13 protein-coding genes are annotated in these 15,449 nt (G+C 54.6%); all 13 read right to left on the reverse strand.

The annotated features are described in order from the left end of the window. Window positions 1-41 precede the first annotated feature (41 nt). The gene (locus tag REIFOR_RS10360; protein ID WP_100257488.1) at window positions 42-683 is read right to left on the reverse strand and encodes an SGNH/GDSL hydrolase family protein; all 642 of its coding nucleotides are present in this window, start codon (window positions 681-683) and stop codon (window positions 42-44) included. Between the two features lie 169 nt (window positions 684-852). Continuing rightward, the gene (locus REIFOR_RS10365) at window positions 853-1,770 is read right to left on the reverse strand and encodes an alpha/beta fold hydrolase (protein WP_100257489.1); all 918 of its coding nucleotides are present in this window, start codon (window positions 1,768-1,770) and stop codon (window positions 853-855) included. After that, a complete protein-coding gene (gene hrpA, locus REIFOR_RS10370; RefSeq protein WP_100257490.1) occupies window positions 1,767-5,669 on the reverse strand; it encodes an ATP-dependent RNA helicase HrpA in 3,903 nt (1,300 codons plus the stop codon). The genes REIFOR_RS10365 and hrpA overlap by 4 nt, the downstream gene beginning before the upstream one ends. 123 nt (window positions 5,670-5,792) lie before the next feature. Beyond that, complete coding sequence (locus REIFOR_RS10375; protein ID WP_100257491.1) at window positions 5,793-7,454, reverse strand: AMP-binding protein; 1,662 nt, start codon at window positions 7,452-7,454, stop codon at window positions 5,793-5,795. A gap of 179 nt (window positions 7,455-7,633) precedes the next feature. After that, entirely contained in the window at window positions 7,634-8,443 is an 810-nt protein-coding gene (locus tag REIFOR_RS10380; protein WP_100258753.1) for a class II glutamine amidotransferase, read from the reverse strand. Between the two features lie 164 nt (window positions 8,444-8,607). Then, window positions 8,608-11,253 carry a vWA domain-containing protein gene (locus REIFOR_RS10385; RefSeq protein WP_158524355.1) on the reverse strand — a complete coding sequence of 882 codons (2,646 nt, stop codon included), beginning with the start codon at window positions 11,251-11,253 and terminating at the stop codon, window positions 8,608-8,610. A gap of 167 nt (window positions 11,254-11,420) precedes the next feature. Beyond that, the gene (locus REIFOR_RS10390; protein WP_100257493.1) at window positions 11,421-12,086 is read right to left on the reverse strand and encodes a YEATS-associated helix-containing protein; all 666 of its coding nucleotides are present in this window, start codon (window positions 12,084-12,086) and stop codon (window positions 11,421-11,423) included. Between the two features lie 166 nt (window positions 12,087-12,252). Further along, window positions 12,253-12,639, reverse strand: coding sequence for a hypothetical protein (locus REIFOR_RS10395; RefSeq protein WP_100257494.1), 387 nt, complete (start codon window positions 12,637-12,639; stop codon window positions 12,253-12,255). A 12-nt stretch (window positions 12,640-12,651) separates the two neighbouring features. Further along, window positions 12,652-13,092 (reverse strand): YcgN family cysteine cluster protein, encoded by a 441-nt coding sequence (locus REIFOR_RS10400; RefSeq protein ID WP_100257495.1) that lies wholly within the window; start codon window positions 13,090-13,092, stop codon window positions 12,652-12,654. A 7-nt stretch (window positions 13,093-13,099) separates the two neighbouring features. Continuing rightward, window positions 13,100-13,375: a YcgL domain-containing protein gene (locus REIFOR_RS10405; RefSeq protein WP_100257496.1), complete on the reverse strand. Its 276-nt coding sequence runs from the start codon at window positions 13,373-13,375 to the stop codon at window positions 13,100-13,102. Continuing rightward, the gene (rnd, locus tag REIFOR_RS10410; protein ID WP_158524356.1) at window positions 13,365-14,513 is read right to left on the reverse strand and encodes a ribonuclease D; all 1,149 of its coding nucleotides are present in this window, start codon (window positions 14,511-14,513) and stop codon (window positions 13,365-13,367) included. Before rnd ends, REIFOR_RS10405 begins: the two co-directional genes overlap by 11 nt. Continuing rightward, on the reverse strand, window positions 14,500-15,111 hold the full coding sequence (gene recR, locus REIFOR_RS10415; RefSeq protein ID WP_100257498.1) for a recombination mediator RecR: 612 nt from the start codon (window positions 15,109-15,111) through the stop codon (window positions 14,500-14,502). Before recR ends, rnd begins: the two co-directional genes overlap by 14 nt. A 10-nt stretch (window positions 15,112-15,121) precedes the next feature. Continuing rightward, window positions 15,122-15,448 carry a YbaB/EbfC family nucleoid-associated protein gene (locus REIFOR_RS10420; protein WP_100257499.1) on the reverse strand — a complete coding sequence of 109 codons (327 nt, stop codon included), beginning with the start codon at window positions 15,446-15,448 and terminating at the stop codon, window positions 15,122-15,124. Window position 15,449: the final 1 nt, after the last annotated feature.

Here is a 15,449-nt window from a genome sequence, read left to right on the forward strand (position 1 = left end):
GACTCGCTAGGATTAGGGTGCGCTCTGCACCCTGACAGTGCTCAGGCGAGCAGTTTATGATCCGCCGTATAGCTGCGCCATCGACCGGCCAACCAACGATGTCCCAGGTCCGTCGGATGAATGCCATCGGCCAGATAATCGCTCGGGTGGCCCTCGGCCGTGACCAGCAGCTCTGCTTGCATCGGGCACCAATGCACCCCTAACTCATTGCAGATACTGCGTTGACCGGCTGACAGGGCCTGCAGCAGTGGCCACCAGTCTGCTGTGACCTGATCTGAGGGCAAGGCAAAGGGTTCACACACCAGCACGCGCTCGCTGCGCAGTTGAACCGTCTCGATCAGCCGCCTGAAACCGGCCAACGATCGGGTCAGATTGTGCGGGGTCTTGCGCCAGAAGGGGTGCCAAATATCATTGATGCCGATCAGCAGCGTCGTTAGATCAACCGACTCGGGCACACCCTCGGTTTGATCGGGCCACCAATCCGATTGCTGCATCAGCTGCGCGCTGAGACAGCCAGAGAATCCGCGATTCCAGCACACCAGACCATTGTACTCTGCGCCCAAGTCTTTATTCAGGTGTCGCACCCAACCGGTGCCCAATCCCGCTTGAGTGCCTTGATAACGCATTGCCCGCTTACGCGCACAATCGGTGACCGAATCGCCTAAAAAAACCAATTTGGGCATCGCCCTTCCTCCTTTACATCCATTGATCGACCGCTGGTCAGCAACAGGCCCCTGTGTTATCTGTGTTGAATAAACGGTGGCACGAAAAGGATTGGCTCGTGAGCTGCGAACTGGCCAGCGCCGATCCGGCCATCACGCCTTGGATCGGGGGGCCAGATCGGTACCGGGGTCATGCTAAGTCTTGCAGCAGGATGCGCTCATTCAACCAGTCGAGCACGACCGGAAAATGGTCTACCCAGGCATCGTCGTGTTGCAGCATCGATAGCACATTGTAATTACGCAAATTGCCATCGCCCTTGGCCAAGATAAGCAGGCGACCGTTGTGGGTCCCAATCTCGCGCATGAATTCTCGCACGTCGCCGGTGTTGGCCAGATACCCGTTGCTGCGCGCGGCAAAATATAGGCTCGGCGCGACGTTTAACGAGCGCAATTGGGCGCCATAATCAAAGCCGTCGACCGGGTCTATCCAATCGCCTTCGGTCCACGCCAAATAGGTCTGGTACAAATTACTGACCTCAGGTTGATCAAACTCGGCGGTCCAGTGCAGCGGCACGTCGCCGCGCATGGCCGCAAACAATGGCATTACCTTGCGCCAGAACAAACGCGACAGACTCGAGTGTGAGATACCACTGATCATTGAACTGCGCCGAGCGTTAAAATGCACAAAACCCTGGGTAAGTTGGCGAATTTTTGCATGCCGGGCATAGGCGGAGAGCAGCAATACCGAGCCAAAGCCCTGGCCAAGCAAAAATAACGGTCGGCCCTTGAGGTGTCGCTCAACCTCGTCGATAACACGCAACAGATCCTGGGCAATGATATCGTGCACGCTATGGGTCAAATTGCGACTGAGATGGGGCCAACTCTCACCGTGGCCGATCAAATCGGGCACAAAACAGGCCACACCCATTTCGCTGAGATAGTTGGCCAGCCCGTGGTCTTCTTTAAAAAAGGTCTCGCCGCTGGTGCCCAAACCATGCAACATCAAGACCGCCGCATGGGCCTTGGGGTGTTCTAGGTGGCGCATAAAAAGCTGTCCACCGTTGATCGTCGGAACCTTTAAACGCTCTTCTCGAATCGTCGAAGTCATTCAGCGATAACCTTGTGCCATTGTTTGTCGAGGCGTTTCGCTGAGATCGGGAAACGGGTGCCCAGTGTTTGAGCGAACAGAGACACCCGATATTCTTCCATCATCCAACGATATTCCATCAATTCGGCAGAGAACTGCTGGGTTTCGTTCATCGACTTCTGTCGATCGACGTAACGTTGCCAGCATTTGTGCAGTTCATCGACCACCATGTTTTCCGCAGCCGGAATGCCGGCGCTACGGTTTAACCGCTTATCGGCGGCTTGCAGATAGCGTATCAATTGATCCCGCCAAGTGGGCGCCGTCTGCGTTAAGAAGTTTGGATACACCAACTGGTTGAGCTGACCGGCCACATCGGCATAAATAAAGGCCGCGGCAAAGCTGATCTTACCCTTGAGTTGCTTACGCACTTGGTGGTGGGCCAACAGAATGGCATGCGCCTGGCGCGCCACTCGCTCGCCGCAGGCCACCAACTCACCCCGATGGCGCTCCAACCAGGCCTTGAAGTCGGCCTCGGTGCGCGGATAGCTGCCCGCCACTAACGGCAGACTCAGGCGCACAGCCGCCATCAGTATATCCTGTTTCAGGCTATCGGCCTTGCCATAGGGCGCAAACAGCAGGGCCGATTCGCTAAACTGGGGCAATCTTTTGGCCAGATAGGTGAGCGGCTCCTGCCAATAAAAAGAGGCTAAGCGCCACAGGCCCAATTTATGCTGCTCTGATGACCAGCGGGCACCGGTAAAGCTTTCCCGGGTCACGCTGTTAACCTTATCGACCAGGGCCGGATACATCTTCACCTCGATGCCGGCCTGCCGACGCAGTTCGAATTCGGGTAGGTCGTCAAACTGCCAGGTCGTCGCAGACTGCATTTGCGCGGCTTGCACTGAACTCTGCTTGGCCTGTTGCTGAGCGGTTTCATTAGCCGGTCGTAACATCTGCTCGATATTACGACCTTGGGTGATCACCTTGCCGCTATCGTCGACCACCTCGAAGCGATACTGCAGGTGCTCACCAATGCTCTCAATCGGCCATTGATCGTCTGGTACCCGAACCCCGGTCATGCGGAACAGTTTTTCCGCCATGGCCTTATGCAAGGCAACATCGCTCGGCGCTAAGGACGCCATCAATGCCTCTACATAGTTCGGCACTGGGACGAAATTCTTGCGATAACTCTTAGGCAAGCCCTTGAGCAGCGCGGTGATCTTTTCTTTTAACAGACCAGGCACTAACCACTGTAAGCGCCCTTCCGGCAATTGCGACAGGGCCGCTGCGGGCACCTTGATGGTCACACCGTCGGCCGGATGGCCCGGTTCAAAGCGGTAATCGAGCGGCAAAGACATGCCCTGAAAACTGAAGGTATCGGGAAAGGCGTTGCGATTGATGCCAGTTGAACGGTCCGAGATTAAAAAATCCGGATCAAAATTCAAGCTATCCTGCGGTTGTTTTTTAAGCCAGGCGTGGAAGCCAACGCTGTTGACGATGTCCGCGGGGATCTTTTCATCATAAAACTGAAACAGGGTTTCTTCATCGACCAGTATATCTTTACGCCGAGCCTTATCCTCCAGGTCTAACACCGCTTCGAGCAAGCCTTGATTGTATTTAAAGAATGGTGCTCGGGTAACCAGTTCTCCTTCCACCAACGCGGCGCGAATAAACAACTCGCGCGAGAGCACTGGATCAATGCGACCGAATTGCACCGTGCGGTTGACCACTATTGGCAAACCGTAGAGCAATAGGGTTTCTAACGCCGTCACCTGCCCGGCCTTCTTTTCGTAATGCGGTTCGGAATAATTACGTTTGACCAAATGCAGGGCCAGGGTTTCCAGCCAAGCCGGTTCGATCTTAGCGACCACCCGAGCAAAGACCGCGCTGGTTTCGACTAGCTCCGCGGCGACCAACCACTTCGGGCCACGTCGGGCATGGACCGAGGACGGGTGAATCATACAGGCCCGGCCGCGCGCGGCGTTGTAAGTCCGCTCTTCCTTGTGGTTGGCGATATGACTCAATAAACCTGAGGCCAACGCGCGATGGATCGATTCATAACCGGCCGGTTCCTGGTTCAGTTTAAAGCCCAGCTCCTTGCACATCAGGTGCAGCTGACGATGAATATCGCGCCATTCGCGCATGCGCAAATAGTTGAGGAACTGTTCCTTACAAAATTTGCGTAATTTATTTTCCGACAACTCTTGGCGATGGCCTTCGTAACGTTGCCACAGGTTTAAGAAGGCCAAAAAATCGGAATCCTTGTCCTTATCCTGGGCGTGTTTTTCGGCCGAGGCTTGTTGTTTTTCCTGCGGCCGCTCCCTCGGATCGGGCACCGACAAGGCACTGGCGATGATCAATACTTCATTGAGTGCCTTGTGCTGATTGGCGGCAATCACCATACGGCCAATCCGAGGATCGACCGGCAAGCGCGCCAGCTCCTTACCGATGGCCGACAGGGTGCCACGTTCATCGACCGCCGCCAGTTCATTGAGCAGGGTGTAACCGTCCTTGATCATGCGTTGATCGGGGGCTTCCAAAAAGGGAAAGTCTTCGACCAGGCCCAAGCGCATATGCAGCATTTGCAGGATCACCGAGGCCAGGTTGGTGCGCAGTATTTCCGGATCGGTAAAGCCCGGCCGAGCATTGTAGTCTTCTTCACTGAAGAGCCGAATGCACAGGCCCGGCGCGATGCGCCCACAACGACCCGCGCGCTGATTGGCCGAAGCTTGGGCGACCGGTTCAATCGGCAGGCGTTGAATCTTCGAGCGGTAACTGTAGCGGCTGATGCGCGCCAAGCCACTGTCGATAACATAGTGAATGCCGGGCACGGTCAGCGAGGTTTCGGCGACATTGGTCGATAAGACAATGCGCCGGCCGCTGTGACCGGAAAAAATGCGTTGCTGCTCGCTGTTGCTCAAGCGCGCATAGAGCGGCAGCAATTCGGTGCCACGCAAGTCGGCCCGCTTGAGGATGGTAAAGGCTTCACGAATTTCCCGTTCACCGGGTAAGAACACCAGGATGTCGCCCCCGCGCGCATGGGTTTGGCCGGCACGCTCCAGCTGGTCAATTTCATTGACTGCATCCAAGATCGCGCCGGGCAAATCGGCAGAATAGTCTTCCTCTTCGGCACTCATGGGCCGATATAGCAGGTCGACCGGATGCGACCGACCGCTCACTTCAATCACCGGCGCGTCGTTGAAATGGCGCGAGAAGCGGTCCACATCGATGGTCGCCGAGGTAATAATGACCTTTAAATCCGGTCGACGCGGCAGCAGTTGTTTGATGTAGCCGAGCAGAAAATCAATATTGAGGCTGCGTTCGTGGGCCTCATCGATGATTAGGGTATCGTAACGATTTAGATAGGGATCCTGTTGGATCTCATTGAGCAGGATGCCATCGGTCATCAACTTAATCAGCGTCTGCTCGCTGGATTGATCGGAAAAGCGCACCTGATAACCGACTAGGCCACCGAGGGGCGTATTCAACTCCTGAGCGATCCGCTCGGCCACGGCTCGAGCTGCCAGCCGCCTGGGCTGGGTGTGACCAATCAGGCCCGATAGACCGCGCCCGGCCAGCAAGCACAGTTTGGGAATTTGCGTGGTCTTGCCCGAGCCGGTCTCGCCGGCGATCACCACCACCTGGTGGCTGTCCAGTACTCGGCGAATTTCATCGCCCTGCTCTGACACCGGCAGGTCGGCAACCAGTGTAATCGCCGGAACCTGTTTCTGCCGGGTGGCAAACTTGTGCGTCGATTGCGCAAAACGATCGGCAATTTGCTTGTCCAACTTGGCGCGGCTGGCATCCCCGGCGGGCAGAGCCTTGGCTTTTTTGCACAGCGAACGCAGCACATGTCGATCTTTGACTAAACATTGATCAAGAGATGATAAGACGTCTTTAATATGGACCAGAGTGGACATGAACGACCAGTAATTTATGGAATGGGGGGGAGTATAGGGGGCACGGGCCCAATAACAAACCCTCCAGGGCGGAGGGTCTTTTCTATTCGGCGTTAATCGGTGCCCAGAGCACTGCCAGGATGCTTACTGAGGGGTACGCAATTCGCGCCGTAACACCTTGCCGACGTTGGTTTTCGGCAAGGATTCGCGCCGTTCAAACAGCCGTGGCACCTTATAGGCAGCCAGATGCTCCCGACAAAAGGCAATCAGTTCGTCATCGCTGATGGCGTTATTAGTGACCAGGAAGACCTTGACGGCTTCGCCGCTTTTCTCGCTCGGCACACCCACCACGGCACTTTCCACCACGGCCGGGTGACCAGCTAGGACGTCCTCGATTTCGTTGGGGTAGACATTGAAACCGGACACGACAATCATATCTTTTTTACGATCAACTATTTTCATGTAGCCATCGGCCTGAATCACGGCAATGTCACCGGTCAAGAGCCAGCCATCATCGACGATGGTCTTGGCGGTGTCGTCGGGCCGTTGCCAGTAACCCTTCATTACCTGCGGACCGCGAACACAGAGTTCACCAGGTTCACCGCTGGGCAGATCCTGACCGTCATCACCAATAACCTTCACCTCGGTACTGGGTGCCGGAATACCAATGGTCCCCAACTGGGTAAAACCGGGCGGATTAAAGCTGACCACCGGGCTGGACTCGGTCATGCCGTAGCCCTCATTGATTTGGCAACCGGTCACCATGTGCCACTTTTCAGCGGCCGCATGAGTCAGTGCCATGCCACCGGAGACGGTCAGTTTCAACGCACTGAAATCGAGTTTATTAAAAGACTCGTTGTTGCACAGAGCGACAAACAAGGTATTCAAACCGACAAAGCAATTAAACCGATGCCGACTAAGTTCCTTGGCGAAACCAGGAATATCACGGGGGTTGGGAATCAATACACTGTGATTGCCGGTATACATAAAGACCATGCAATGCACGGTAAAGGCATAAATGTGGTAGAGCGGCAGCGGTGAAATCACCACTTCCTGGCCGTCCTCCAACGCCAAGCCAAAAAACTCATAGGACTGCAACATGTTGGCGATCAGGTTGCGATTGGTCAGCATGGCGCCCTTGGCGACGCCGGTGGTGCCGCCGGTGTATTGCAATACGATGGCGTCATTGTGTCCGCTTTGAACCGGACGATAGCTAAACGACGCACCTTTTTGCAGTGCTCTGCGCCATGAAGTGGTGCGAGTCTTGTCGTAGTCTGGAACCATTTTCTTGACCCGTTTAACGACGGTATTGACCAAGAGTCGCTTTAGGGGTGGATGTTGATCGGCGATCTCAGTGACAATGATGCGCGTCACGGCGGTGCGCGACTGAACCTTAAGCGCCGTCGCCGCCATGCCGGCATAAACCACCATGGCTTTGGCACCGGAGTCATTCATTTGATGCTCTAATTCACGCTCGGTATAGAGCGGATTGGTGTTCACCAGCACCAGCCCGGCGCGCAAGGCGCCCCAGGCGGCAATGGGAAATTGCAGCAAATTCGGAATCATCAAGGCGATGCGATCGCCCGGTTTGAGGTCGGTTTCATTTTGCAGGTAAGCGGCGAATTGCGCCGACAGCTGATCCAATTGGCCAAAGGTCAGGGTCTTACCCATGCAACTGAAGGCGTCCTTATCGGCATATTGGGTTACCTTGGCGTTAAACAGGTCCAGTACGGTGTCGTAAGCGTCTGGATCGATCGACGCCTTCATTTTACCGGGATATTGGCTGTGCAGATAACCTTCAGACATGGGGCCTCCTAACTGGCGTTTATTGTATTGGGCAACCTTCTTTCAAGCCCCCAATCGCGCTACCGGCAGGCTGAAATAGAGTTATGATTGTCACCTTTACCATAGTCGAGTTCAACACTTAAGTGAATTAGCCTCACCATTCAAAGAGCCACCGGGCTCAATAAACGACTCCCGCCGCGCTAAAGTCCTGAGCCCTTCGGGTGCACCACAGATGGCCCTAAGCTCTGCCAGGTAGAGACGCCGTCACAAAAGAGGCGTCCCTCGCCCGATTGCATCGCGTGCCAATCCTCATTATCGGTCAGCGGCTGAGTCGCGATGACGGCTACCCGATCGTCAATGTGGGTCACCGAGGAGAAATCCACGGTAAGGTCCCGATCGCACAAATGGGCCGGGCCGAACGGTGCTTGCCGACATAACCAAGACAGCTTGGTGGAACAAAATACGAACAGACCATTGCCGTCAGACAACAGCAAATTGCAGACGCCCAACTGGTTCAATTGCTGACAATAGTGTTGCAACAACTGCGCTAATTCGCTCCATGGGGTTTGCTCGGTGGCCTGCTCGCGCAGCTTATCGAGTAACCAGCAGAATATTTTTTCACTGTCTGTCGTGCCTACTGGGCAATAGAAATTGGCCTGCGGTACGCGGCTAAGGTCGATTTGACCATTATGGGCCAGGGTCCAAGCGCGGCCCCAAAGCTCGCGCTGAAACGGATGGGTGTTTTGCAAATTAACCGCACCGACATTGGCTTGGCGGATATGGCTCAGGGCAATTTTACTTTGAATCGGGTAAGTCCGCAGAAACTCGGCAATGGCTGAGGTGGCACTGGCTTGATAGTCTTTAAATTCGCGCAAACCACCCGATTCATAAAAGCAGATACCAAAGCCATCGCCATGGGGGCCGGTTGCACCACCGCGACGAATCAATCCGGTAAAGCTAAAACAAATATCTGTGGGTACATTGGCACTCATGGCCAGCAGTTCGCACATAGCAAGATCCCATGCCTTTTTTAAAGTATAGATAATTGGTTTGAGAAATACACAAAAGGCCACCCGATAGGGTGGCCAAAAAGGTTCGCGATATTCCCGGCGGCCGAGGGTGATCTCTAGCTGGCCGCGCAATCGCCGCCAGGACCGTAAGCTTAGCCCACGCTCTATTCTGGCTTGTCAGCAGCCGGCGGATCATTCTCAGCATCCATCTCAAGTTCCAACTTGGCCAAATCATCATCGATGCTGCTGATGTCAAAGAGTGCCTCTTCTTCTTCGTTGAGCTCCGGGATATCTGCTAAGCCCGCCGCTTCTGGGGTGTCCGCTGCTGGGGTGTCCGCTTCTGGGGTGTCCGCTTCTGGGGTGTCCGCTGCTGGGGTGTCCGCTGCTGGGGCATCTACTTCAAGGCCGTCCGCTTCTGGGGCCGGTTCGTCCGTCCCTGGGCCGTCATCGAGCATATCCTCTTGCGCCAAGGTTGGCGCCTCGGCATTGGTCGGCGTTGGTAAGTCTTCATCGACCAACGCGTCCATCGCCGGCGGATTGTCGTCAGCCTCATCCTCGTCGAGAATCGGTTCATTCAGGACCGGCTCATCGGACACGTCATCGTCAAGTAATGGTTCATCGAGAACCGGCTCATCGGACACGTCATCGTCAAGTAATGGTTCATCGAGAACCGGCTCATCGGACACGTCATCGCCCAGTACCGGATCATCGAGAACCGGTTCGACGGACACTTCATCGTCGAGAATAGGTTCATCGAGAACCGGCTCGTTGGCTGTGTCATCATCAAATACTGGATCATCGAGAATGGGTTCAACCGAAACCTCATCTTCTAGAATTGGCCCATCGAACTCTTCATCATCGAAATCCGACAGATCCAGATCCAAGTCTGGCTCTTGGTTACTTAAATCGTCCAGGTCTGCAAATCCATCTAGATCTAATAGGGGGGCTTTGGCTTTTTTATCAAAAAACCGATAGACCAAGAAGCCAATGCCCAAAACAAGCAACCCGGGCACAACAAACAAGAGGTAGCTCAGCCAATTAGTTGGCTCCGCTGGCGCAGCATCGGGGCTTAGCTCCGCGGTGCCAACTTCGTCCAGAGCAGGCAGGCTAACTGTTAGGTCGACGGATATTTCGGCGAACTCGGGCATCGGATCTTTGACAAAGGCATCACTGTCGAGCAGCGGCGTCATCTCCACTGGCGGCATAATCTCGACCGGCGGTTCTAGCTCCGCTATTGGTTCGATATCCGCCACTGGCTCGACATCCGCCATCGGCGCCATCATATCCAGCGTCTCGGGGGTCATCGCCATGCCCGCTTCCCGCTCGGGCGGAATCATCAGATCGATGGTTTGGACCGGCAGCAAGCGCACGGAATCCTGATCGCGCACGCTCCCGTTGAGCGTCACCTGATAGGCATCGGGGGTAACATCATAGGGCAGTTGCCAGAGCCAATAACCACCCTGCTGCAGTTCAAATGACTGCGTTCGCGTCTGGCCGTTCAACTGATAGCTGGCCACCGCATCGATTGATTGGATAGTGCCCAGATATTGGTTGGGATAGAGCCGCCATTCATAACCGGAGCGGGTCATCAACACCTCAGACACAAAGGGGTCGACAAAACGCAGCTGAAGATCGATCAGCCGATTAAAGGTCCCGCCGTCGACGGTTAGCTCAACACTGGCCTCGCTGCTACTGGGCGCCGGCGCAAAGCGCGCCCGAATCTTGTCCTGTTCAATCACCACCGGCACGGCCTGACCGTCGACCTGCATAGTGGCCTCGATCAGCGCGGCCAAATCTGGACTCAAGGTTTGGCCCTTGGAATCCAGCAACAAGGCCGTGAGATTAACTTGACTGCCTTTAGCCAGGGTCAAGGCTAAGGGTGAGGTCCAACTGAGATTAATATCCGAGCGCACGCGAATGCTGGAATCACCCTCGCGGGCACCCTTCACGCGCCATTGGCCGACCTCCGGCGCAATAACACTGACCTGGGTGAAGCCTCTGCCGACTCGCCAGCTTTGCTCCGCGGGGCTAACGGCCGATGTAATTTGACCGCTCGGAGATGCCAGAGTCACGGCACCCTCCTGGTGATACATCAGGACCGTTACCTCACGCACGCCGGGGTCAACCGTAAAGGCCTTGCCCTGCAACGCCAGCTGAGTGCTCGGATAAACCTCTGCCGCTAATTCGGACAGGGCCTTGGAGAGATCACTGGGTTGGTCAATTCTCTGATAACGTCCGCCCGTTTGTTCGGCCATCTGTTTCAATAGGCCATGATCGGCTTGGGCAGACATGGGCACGGTATGGATGCGTGCATTCGCGCGCACATAGGCCGGGACCAATTGGTTGAGAATGCGTTCACGCTCGATCGCATTGACCTCAGCATTGGGTGCGATATCGACCATACCGTCGGTTATCAGAACAATATGGGACGGCCCGGAATAGGACGCATAGTTAAAATCGAAGGCAGTATTTTCCAACGCGCGACCTAGGTTAGTGCGCATTGCAGGGCTATTTTGAGCCGCGATCTTGGTTGCGACTTCTGTGCGCCAAGCATCTGTTACCGTGCGATAAGGCACCAGCATGTTGACGTATTGCCCGAAGGTCCACAGGCCGGCGAATTCACCGTTCGGTATGGTGTCGGTGAGCAGCTCAATGGCATCCTTACGGGAGTTGTTAGGGTCGTTATCCGCCATACTTTTAGAAACGTCGAGCAGAATGCGAATATCCGCCTGAACCACCGATGCAAAGCAACAGACCAGCCATATTAGACCCGTCAACAATGGCTTAGGACCTATTATCGTGCTCGACATATAACGCCTGACAGCCATGTTTCAAACCTATAGTAACGAATGGGGTTTCCAATACCTAGATCGGCCGAACGCAGGTAAACTAAAGCGGCTTTTGGAAGATCAAGCCAAATAACAGCAAAAAGCCCCAGAAATGGGGCTTTTATCGCACTGCTCGGATCGGCATTGGTTTAGATCGAGGCCGCCAAGTAGCGTCGGCCTTTTTCAGTGATATACCAGCGAGTACCTTTCTTACTCAGTATTTTACCGGTCAGGTCGCGTGCCACTACAATTCCCAAAGTTTTGCTCAGGGTATGTTGATCCAGTCCACTCTCAGCGCAGAGGCCCTTGAGGCTGCGAAAGATATAGCGGCCATTGCCCAGGGCGGTCAACACATTGGTCGACGTGACATCGAGCTCGTCTTCCGGCGCTAAGGCAACCAACTCGGCAACATCATCGCTCTCAGTTTCCATCTCGAGCATCGGCTCAAGTTCGCGCTGCATCAGACGCAATTCAATCATTAACTCGTCGGCCTTTTTGCGCGCCAAGTGGGATTCCTGTTGAATGCGCTTGGTGACCGTGGTCATCGCAAATCGGCTGGTCCAAGCGGCAATCAAACAAAAGCCACCAAAAATCAGCATACCACTGGGGTCACCCTGACTGGCGACAACCAGGTCGCTGGAGACTAAAAACAATACCAAGGGCACCACAAAGGCACCAGCCAGTCCGCCGATCAGGGAGCGCGGCATACTCGTGCTGTCGGTGTCGGCCTGAGACTGCATATAGAAATTCAGTAAGCCACCAAATACACCAGCCATCAACATGATGGTCACTAATGCAAAAATATGATTGGCCATAGTTTTTTCTCACTCTAAACGGTTGAATTGAATATTTCTCGTCGGGCCGATCTACCAGCGCTGCGCGAAACGGTACTAAAGGAGCCAAAAGACTAGCCAGAAACGGTGCAAAAGTATAGCACTGCTTTTTGAAGGTTTAAGAGTCAAGGCCCACTGGCGGTGGCAATCAGTCCGCCTCGGCGGCATCTTCGGATGCCAACGAGCGGCGCTCAACCAGCTTTATATTTTGGATCTTGAGCACTATAGCAACGAAAACGATTAACCCCGAACCGAGCACAATGGCGTTAATCATCGCAGCCAAGACCTTGTAAGCGGAGTCCCAGCCCAGATCGAGAAAATCAAAAGCGGCGACTATAATGGCGGGGGCATAGTAGGGTTCCGGCTCCATGCCCTGCCATGGCGTGAGCACGACACACAAAAACACCCAGACCAGCCACCAGCGCAATGGCGGCCAGCTGATATAACGGGTTAGCTTCCACATCACGAGCCAAAACCCGGCAACACCCGCCAGATAAAACATCGCGGCATTCCAATACAAATCCTGATAAATCATGCCCAAAAGCCTTTATTGGTTATCGATAATATGATCTTGCCACTGGTCTTCTGGGATGCTGTTGTCGGCAATCAAGGTCATATGTTGCACCGATATATTCACCGCGTGAATCCGCTCGGGGTCGCCACTGACCAACGGATGCCAGGCCGGCAGATCCTGCCCCTCTGACAACAGGCGATAGGCGCAGGTCGACGGCAACCAGAAGAAATTCTCTACATCCTCAGGCTTTAGCCAGACGCAATTAGGGACCAATTCATGTCGATCCTGATACTGGGTGCAACTGCAATCATCGGCCATATACTGACAAACCACGTTGGTGTAGTAAACAGTGCCATCGTCTTCGTCTGCGAGCTTTTGCAGACAACACTTACCACAGCCATCGCAGAGCGATTCCCATTCACTCTGATTCATCTGCGCGAGCGTCTTACGTTTCCAAAATACTAAATCGGCCATGCTGGCGTTACCTATCCTTATTCATATCGAGCAGGTAGTCTTCTTTGGGCGGCGGCATTTGCAGATAGAATCCCTGCTCGGCGATCTGTGCTAAGACTTTGCTGGCATCGGCCCGGGCCAATTTCTTGTCAGCGGTCAGCAACATATCGGTGACCACAACAGGCCGGCCAAAGATTGTCTTTAAGCCTTCCGGCAGGTCTTCAAAGCGGTTCTTTTTTGCCATATACAGGTAGGCACCGGGGTCACGCGTGGAACGATAGATGCGCACGATTTCACGACTCATTGGGAAGCTCCCATTGTGCGTTGATCAACGCCGAGACCGAATCGACCAAAATGCCTCTGCGCCAACCGCTCAGGGCTTCGGGTAACTGGTATTGCCCATTCAGACTGCCACTGCGCAACCACATCTCCAGCGCCTTCCGACGCGCCAACAGCTCCACCGGGAGATTATGCAGTTCGGCCAATTCGGCCAGGTGATGGCGAATGGTCTTCAGTAAATCGGCTTGATCGGCTGGCAAGGGACCGTCGATCAACACCGGGTAATCCTGACGTCGGGTCGCCTCGGCTTGCTTGACCAGCTGGATAATGTCATCCCCATAGAGCCGTATCTTACGCGCCGGCAAGGGTAAGGCCTGTTGTAACTGGGTTCTGTTGGTGGGCATTTTTTCGGCGATAATAATAAGTTCCTTATCGGCGAGGATCCGGCCTCTATTGTAATTAGAGGCCTGTGCCAATACTTCCCGCCAAGCGGCTAAGTCCTTCAAGGCTTGCAACCGACTGCCCTTGAGTTTCCAACCGCCGCGTAATTTCAAATAGTAGTCTTCTGGCGCCACCGGTGTATAGCTGTCGACCTGGCGCTGACAATCTTCTATAACCCAATCGTAACGCTGCTGGGCGCGCAATTGCACGGCGAAAATCTCGTATGCCTGATAGAGCCAGTAGACGTCTGCCGCGGCGTACTCACACTGCTGGTCATCAAGCGGCCGCTTGAGCCAATCGCTGCGCGTGGCCTCTTTGGGTAAAAGGTGATCAAACAGCCCTTCCACCAGCTTGGCGTAACTCATTTGCACCGGATAACCTAAGAAACCGGCGGCAATCTGGGTATCAAAGACATTCACGATGGTCACGCCAACGCTGTGCTTGAGCACTTCGGCGTCTTCAGACATCGAATGAAACACCTTCACGATCGCCGGGTTAACCAAGATCGCCGCAAAGGGTTGCCAATCGGTGATGGTCAGCGGATCGATCAGCCAACTTTGTTCCGCTCGGCACACTTGAATAAGACCCAGGTAGGCGTGGAAGGTCTCAGTGCGCACAAACTCGGTATCCAGGGCCAACATAGCGGCCTCAGACCATAGCTCACAGACCTGCGCCAGTTCCTGATCGCTCTGAATCCAGGTGAATATGTCAGTCGAACTCAAGCCCAATCTCCTTTTTGTCCGTAATCGCATTGGCAATCACATGACTATCGACCTTATCTAAGGACCCACTGCGCATCTGAGCAAAGCGTATTCTTGAGCGCTTAACGGCCAGGGGTCGTAATTGTTCGCTGATATAGTGGGCGGTCGCTTCAGATTCCATCTGCTCATCGAGCGCCAAAATAACCTCACCAACGCCCTGCTCTTGCACCAAGGCGAGTAAATCGAAGAGGCCCAGTTGTTCCGGACCGACGCCATCAATGGGCGATAATACTCCATGCAGGACAAAATAACGGCCGCGAAAACGTTGCGCCATCTCCAGTCCGGCCTTATCGGCATCACTGACTACCACGCACACCACCTGCTGGTCACGAGCGCTATCGGCACAGACACTGCACAGATCGGTTTCGGTTAGAGAACGGCACGCTGGGCACTTATGGACCCGACTCAGGGCGGCCTGCAAGGCTTGACTTAAAGCCTGGGCAGCACTGTTGTCGCGCTCCAGCAGATGCAGTGCCATGCGTTGCGCTGAGCGGCTGCCCACACCGGGCAAGGCTTGCAGGGCATGAATGAGCGTATCGGTCGCAGGTGTATAGGACATCAAAAATCCTTTAAAAGGGTAACTTCATGCCCGGTGGCAGGCCCATACCGGCGGTCACAGATGACATCCGTTCTTTACTGGCACTGTCGACCTTGCGCACCGCGTCGTTTACCGCAGCAGCGAGCAAGTCTTCGAGCAATTCCTTATCTTCTTGCATTAGGGAATCATCTAAACTGACGCTTTTTACATCATGACGCCCGGTCATAACCAGGCGCACTAGGCCAGCACCGGCCTCACCCGTCACTTCCATACGGTCCACTTCGGCCTGAATCTGTTGCATTTTTTCCTGCATTTGCTGGGCTTGCTTCATCATATTGCCCATGCCACCTTTCATCATC

Origin of the sequence: Reinekea forsetii (assembly GCF_002795845.1) — a bacterium.
GTDB lineage: Bacteria > Pseudomonadota > Gammaproteobacteria > Pseudomonadales > Natronospirillaceae > Reinekea > Reinekea forsetii.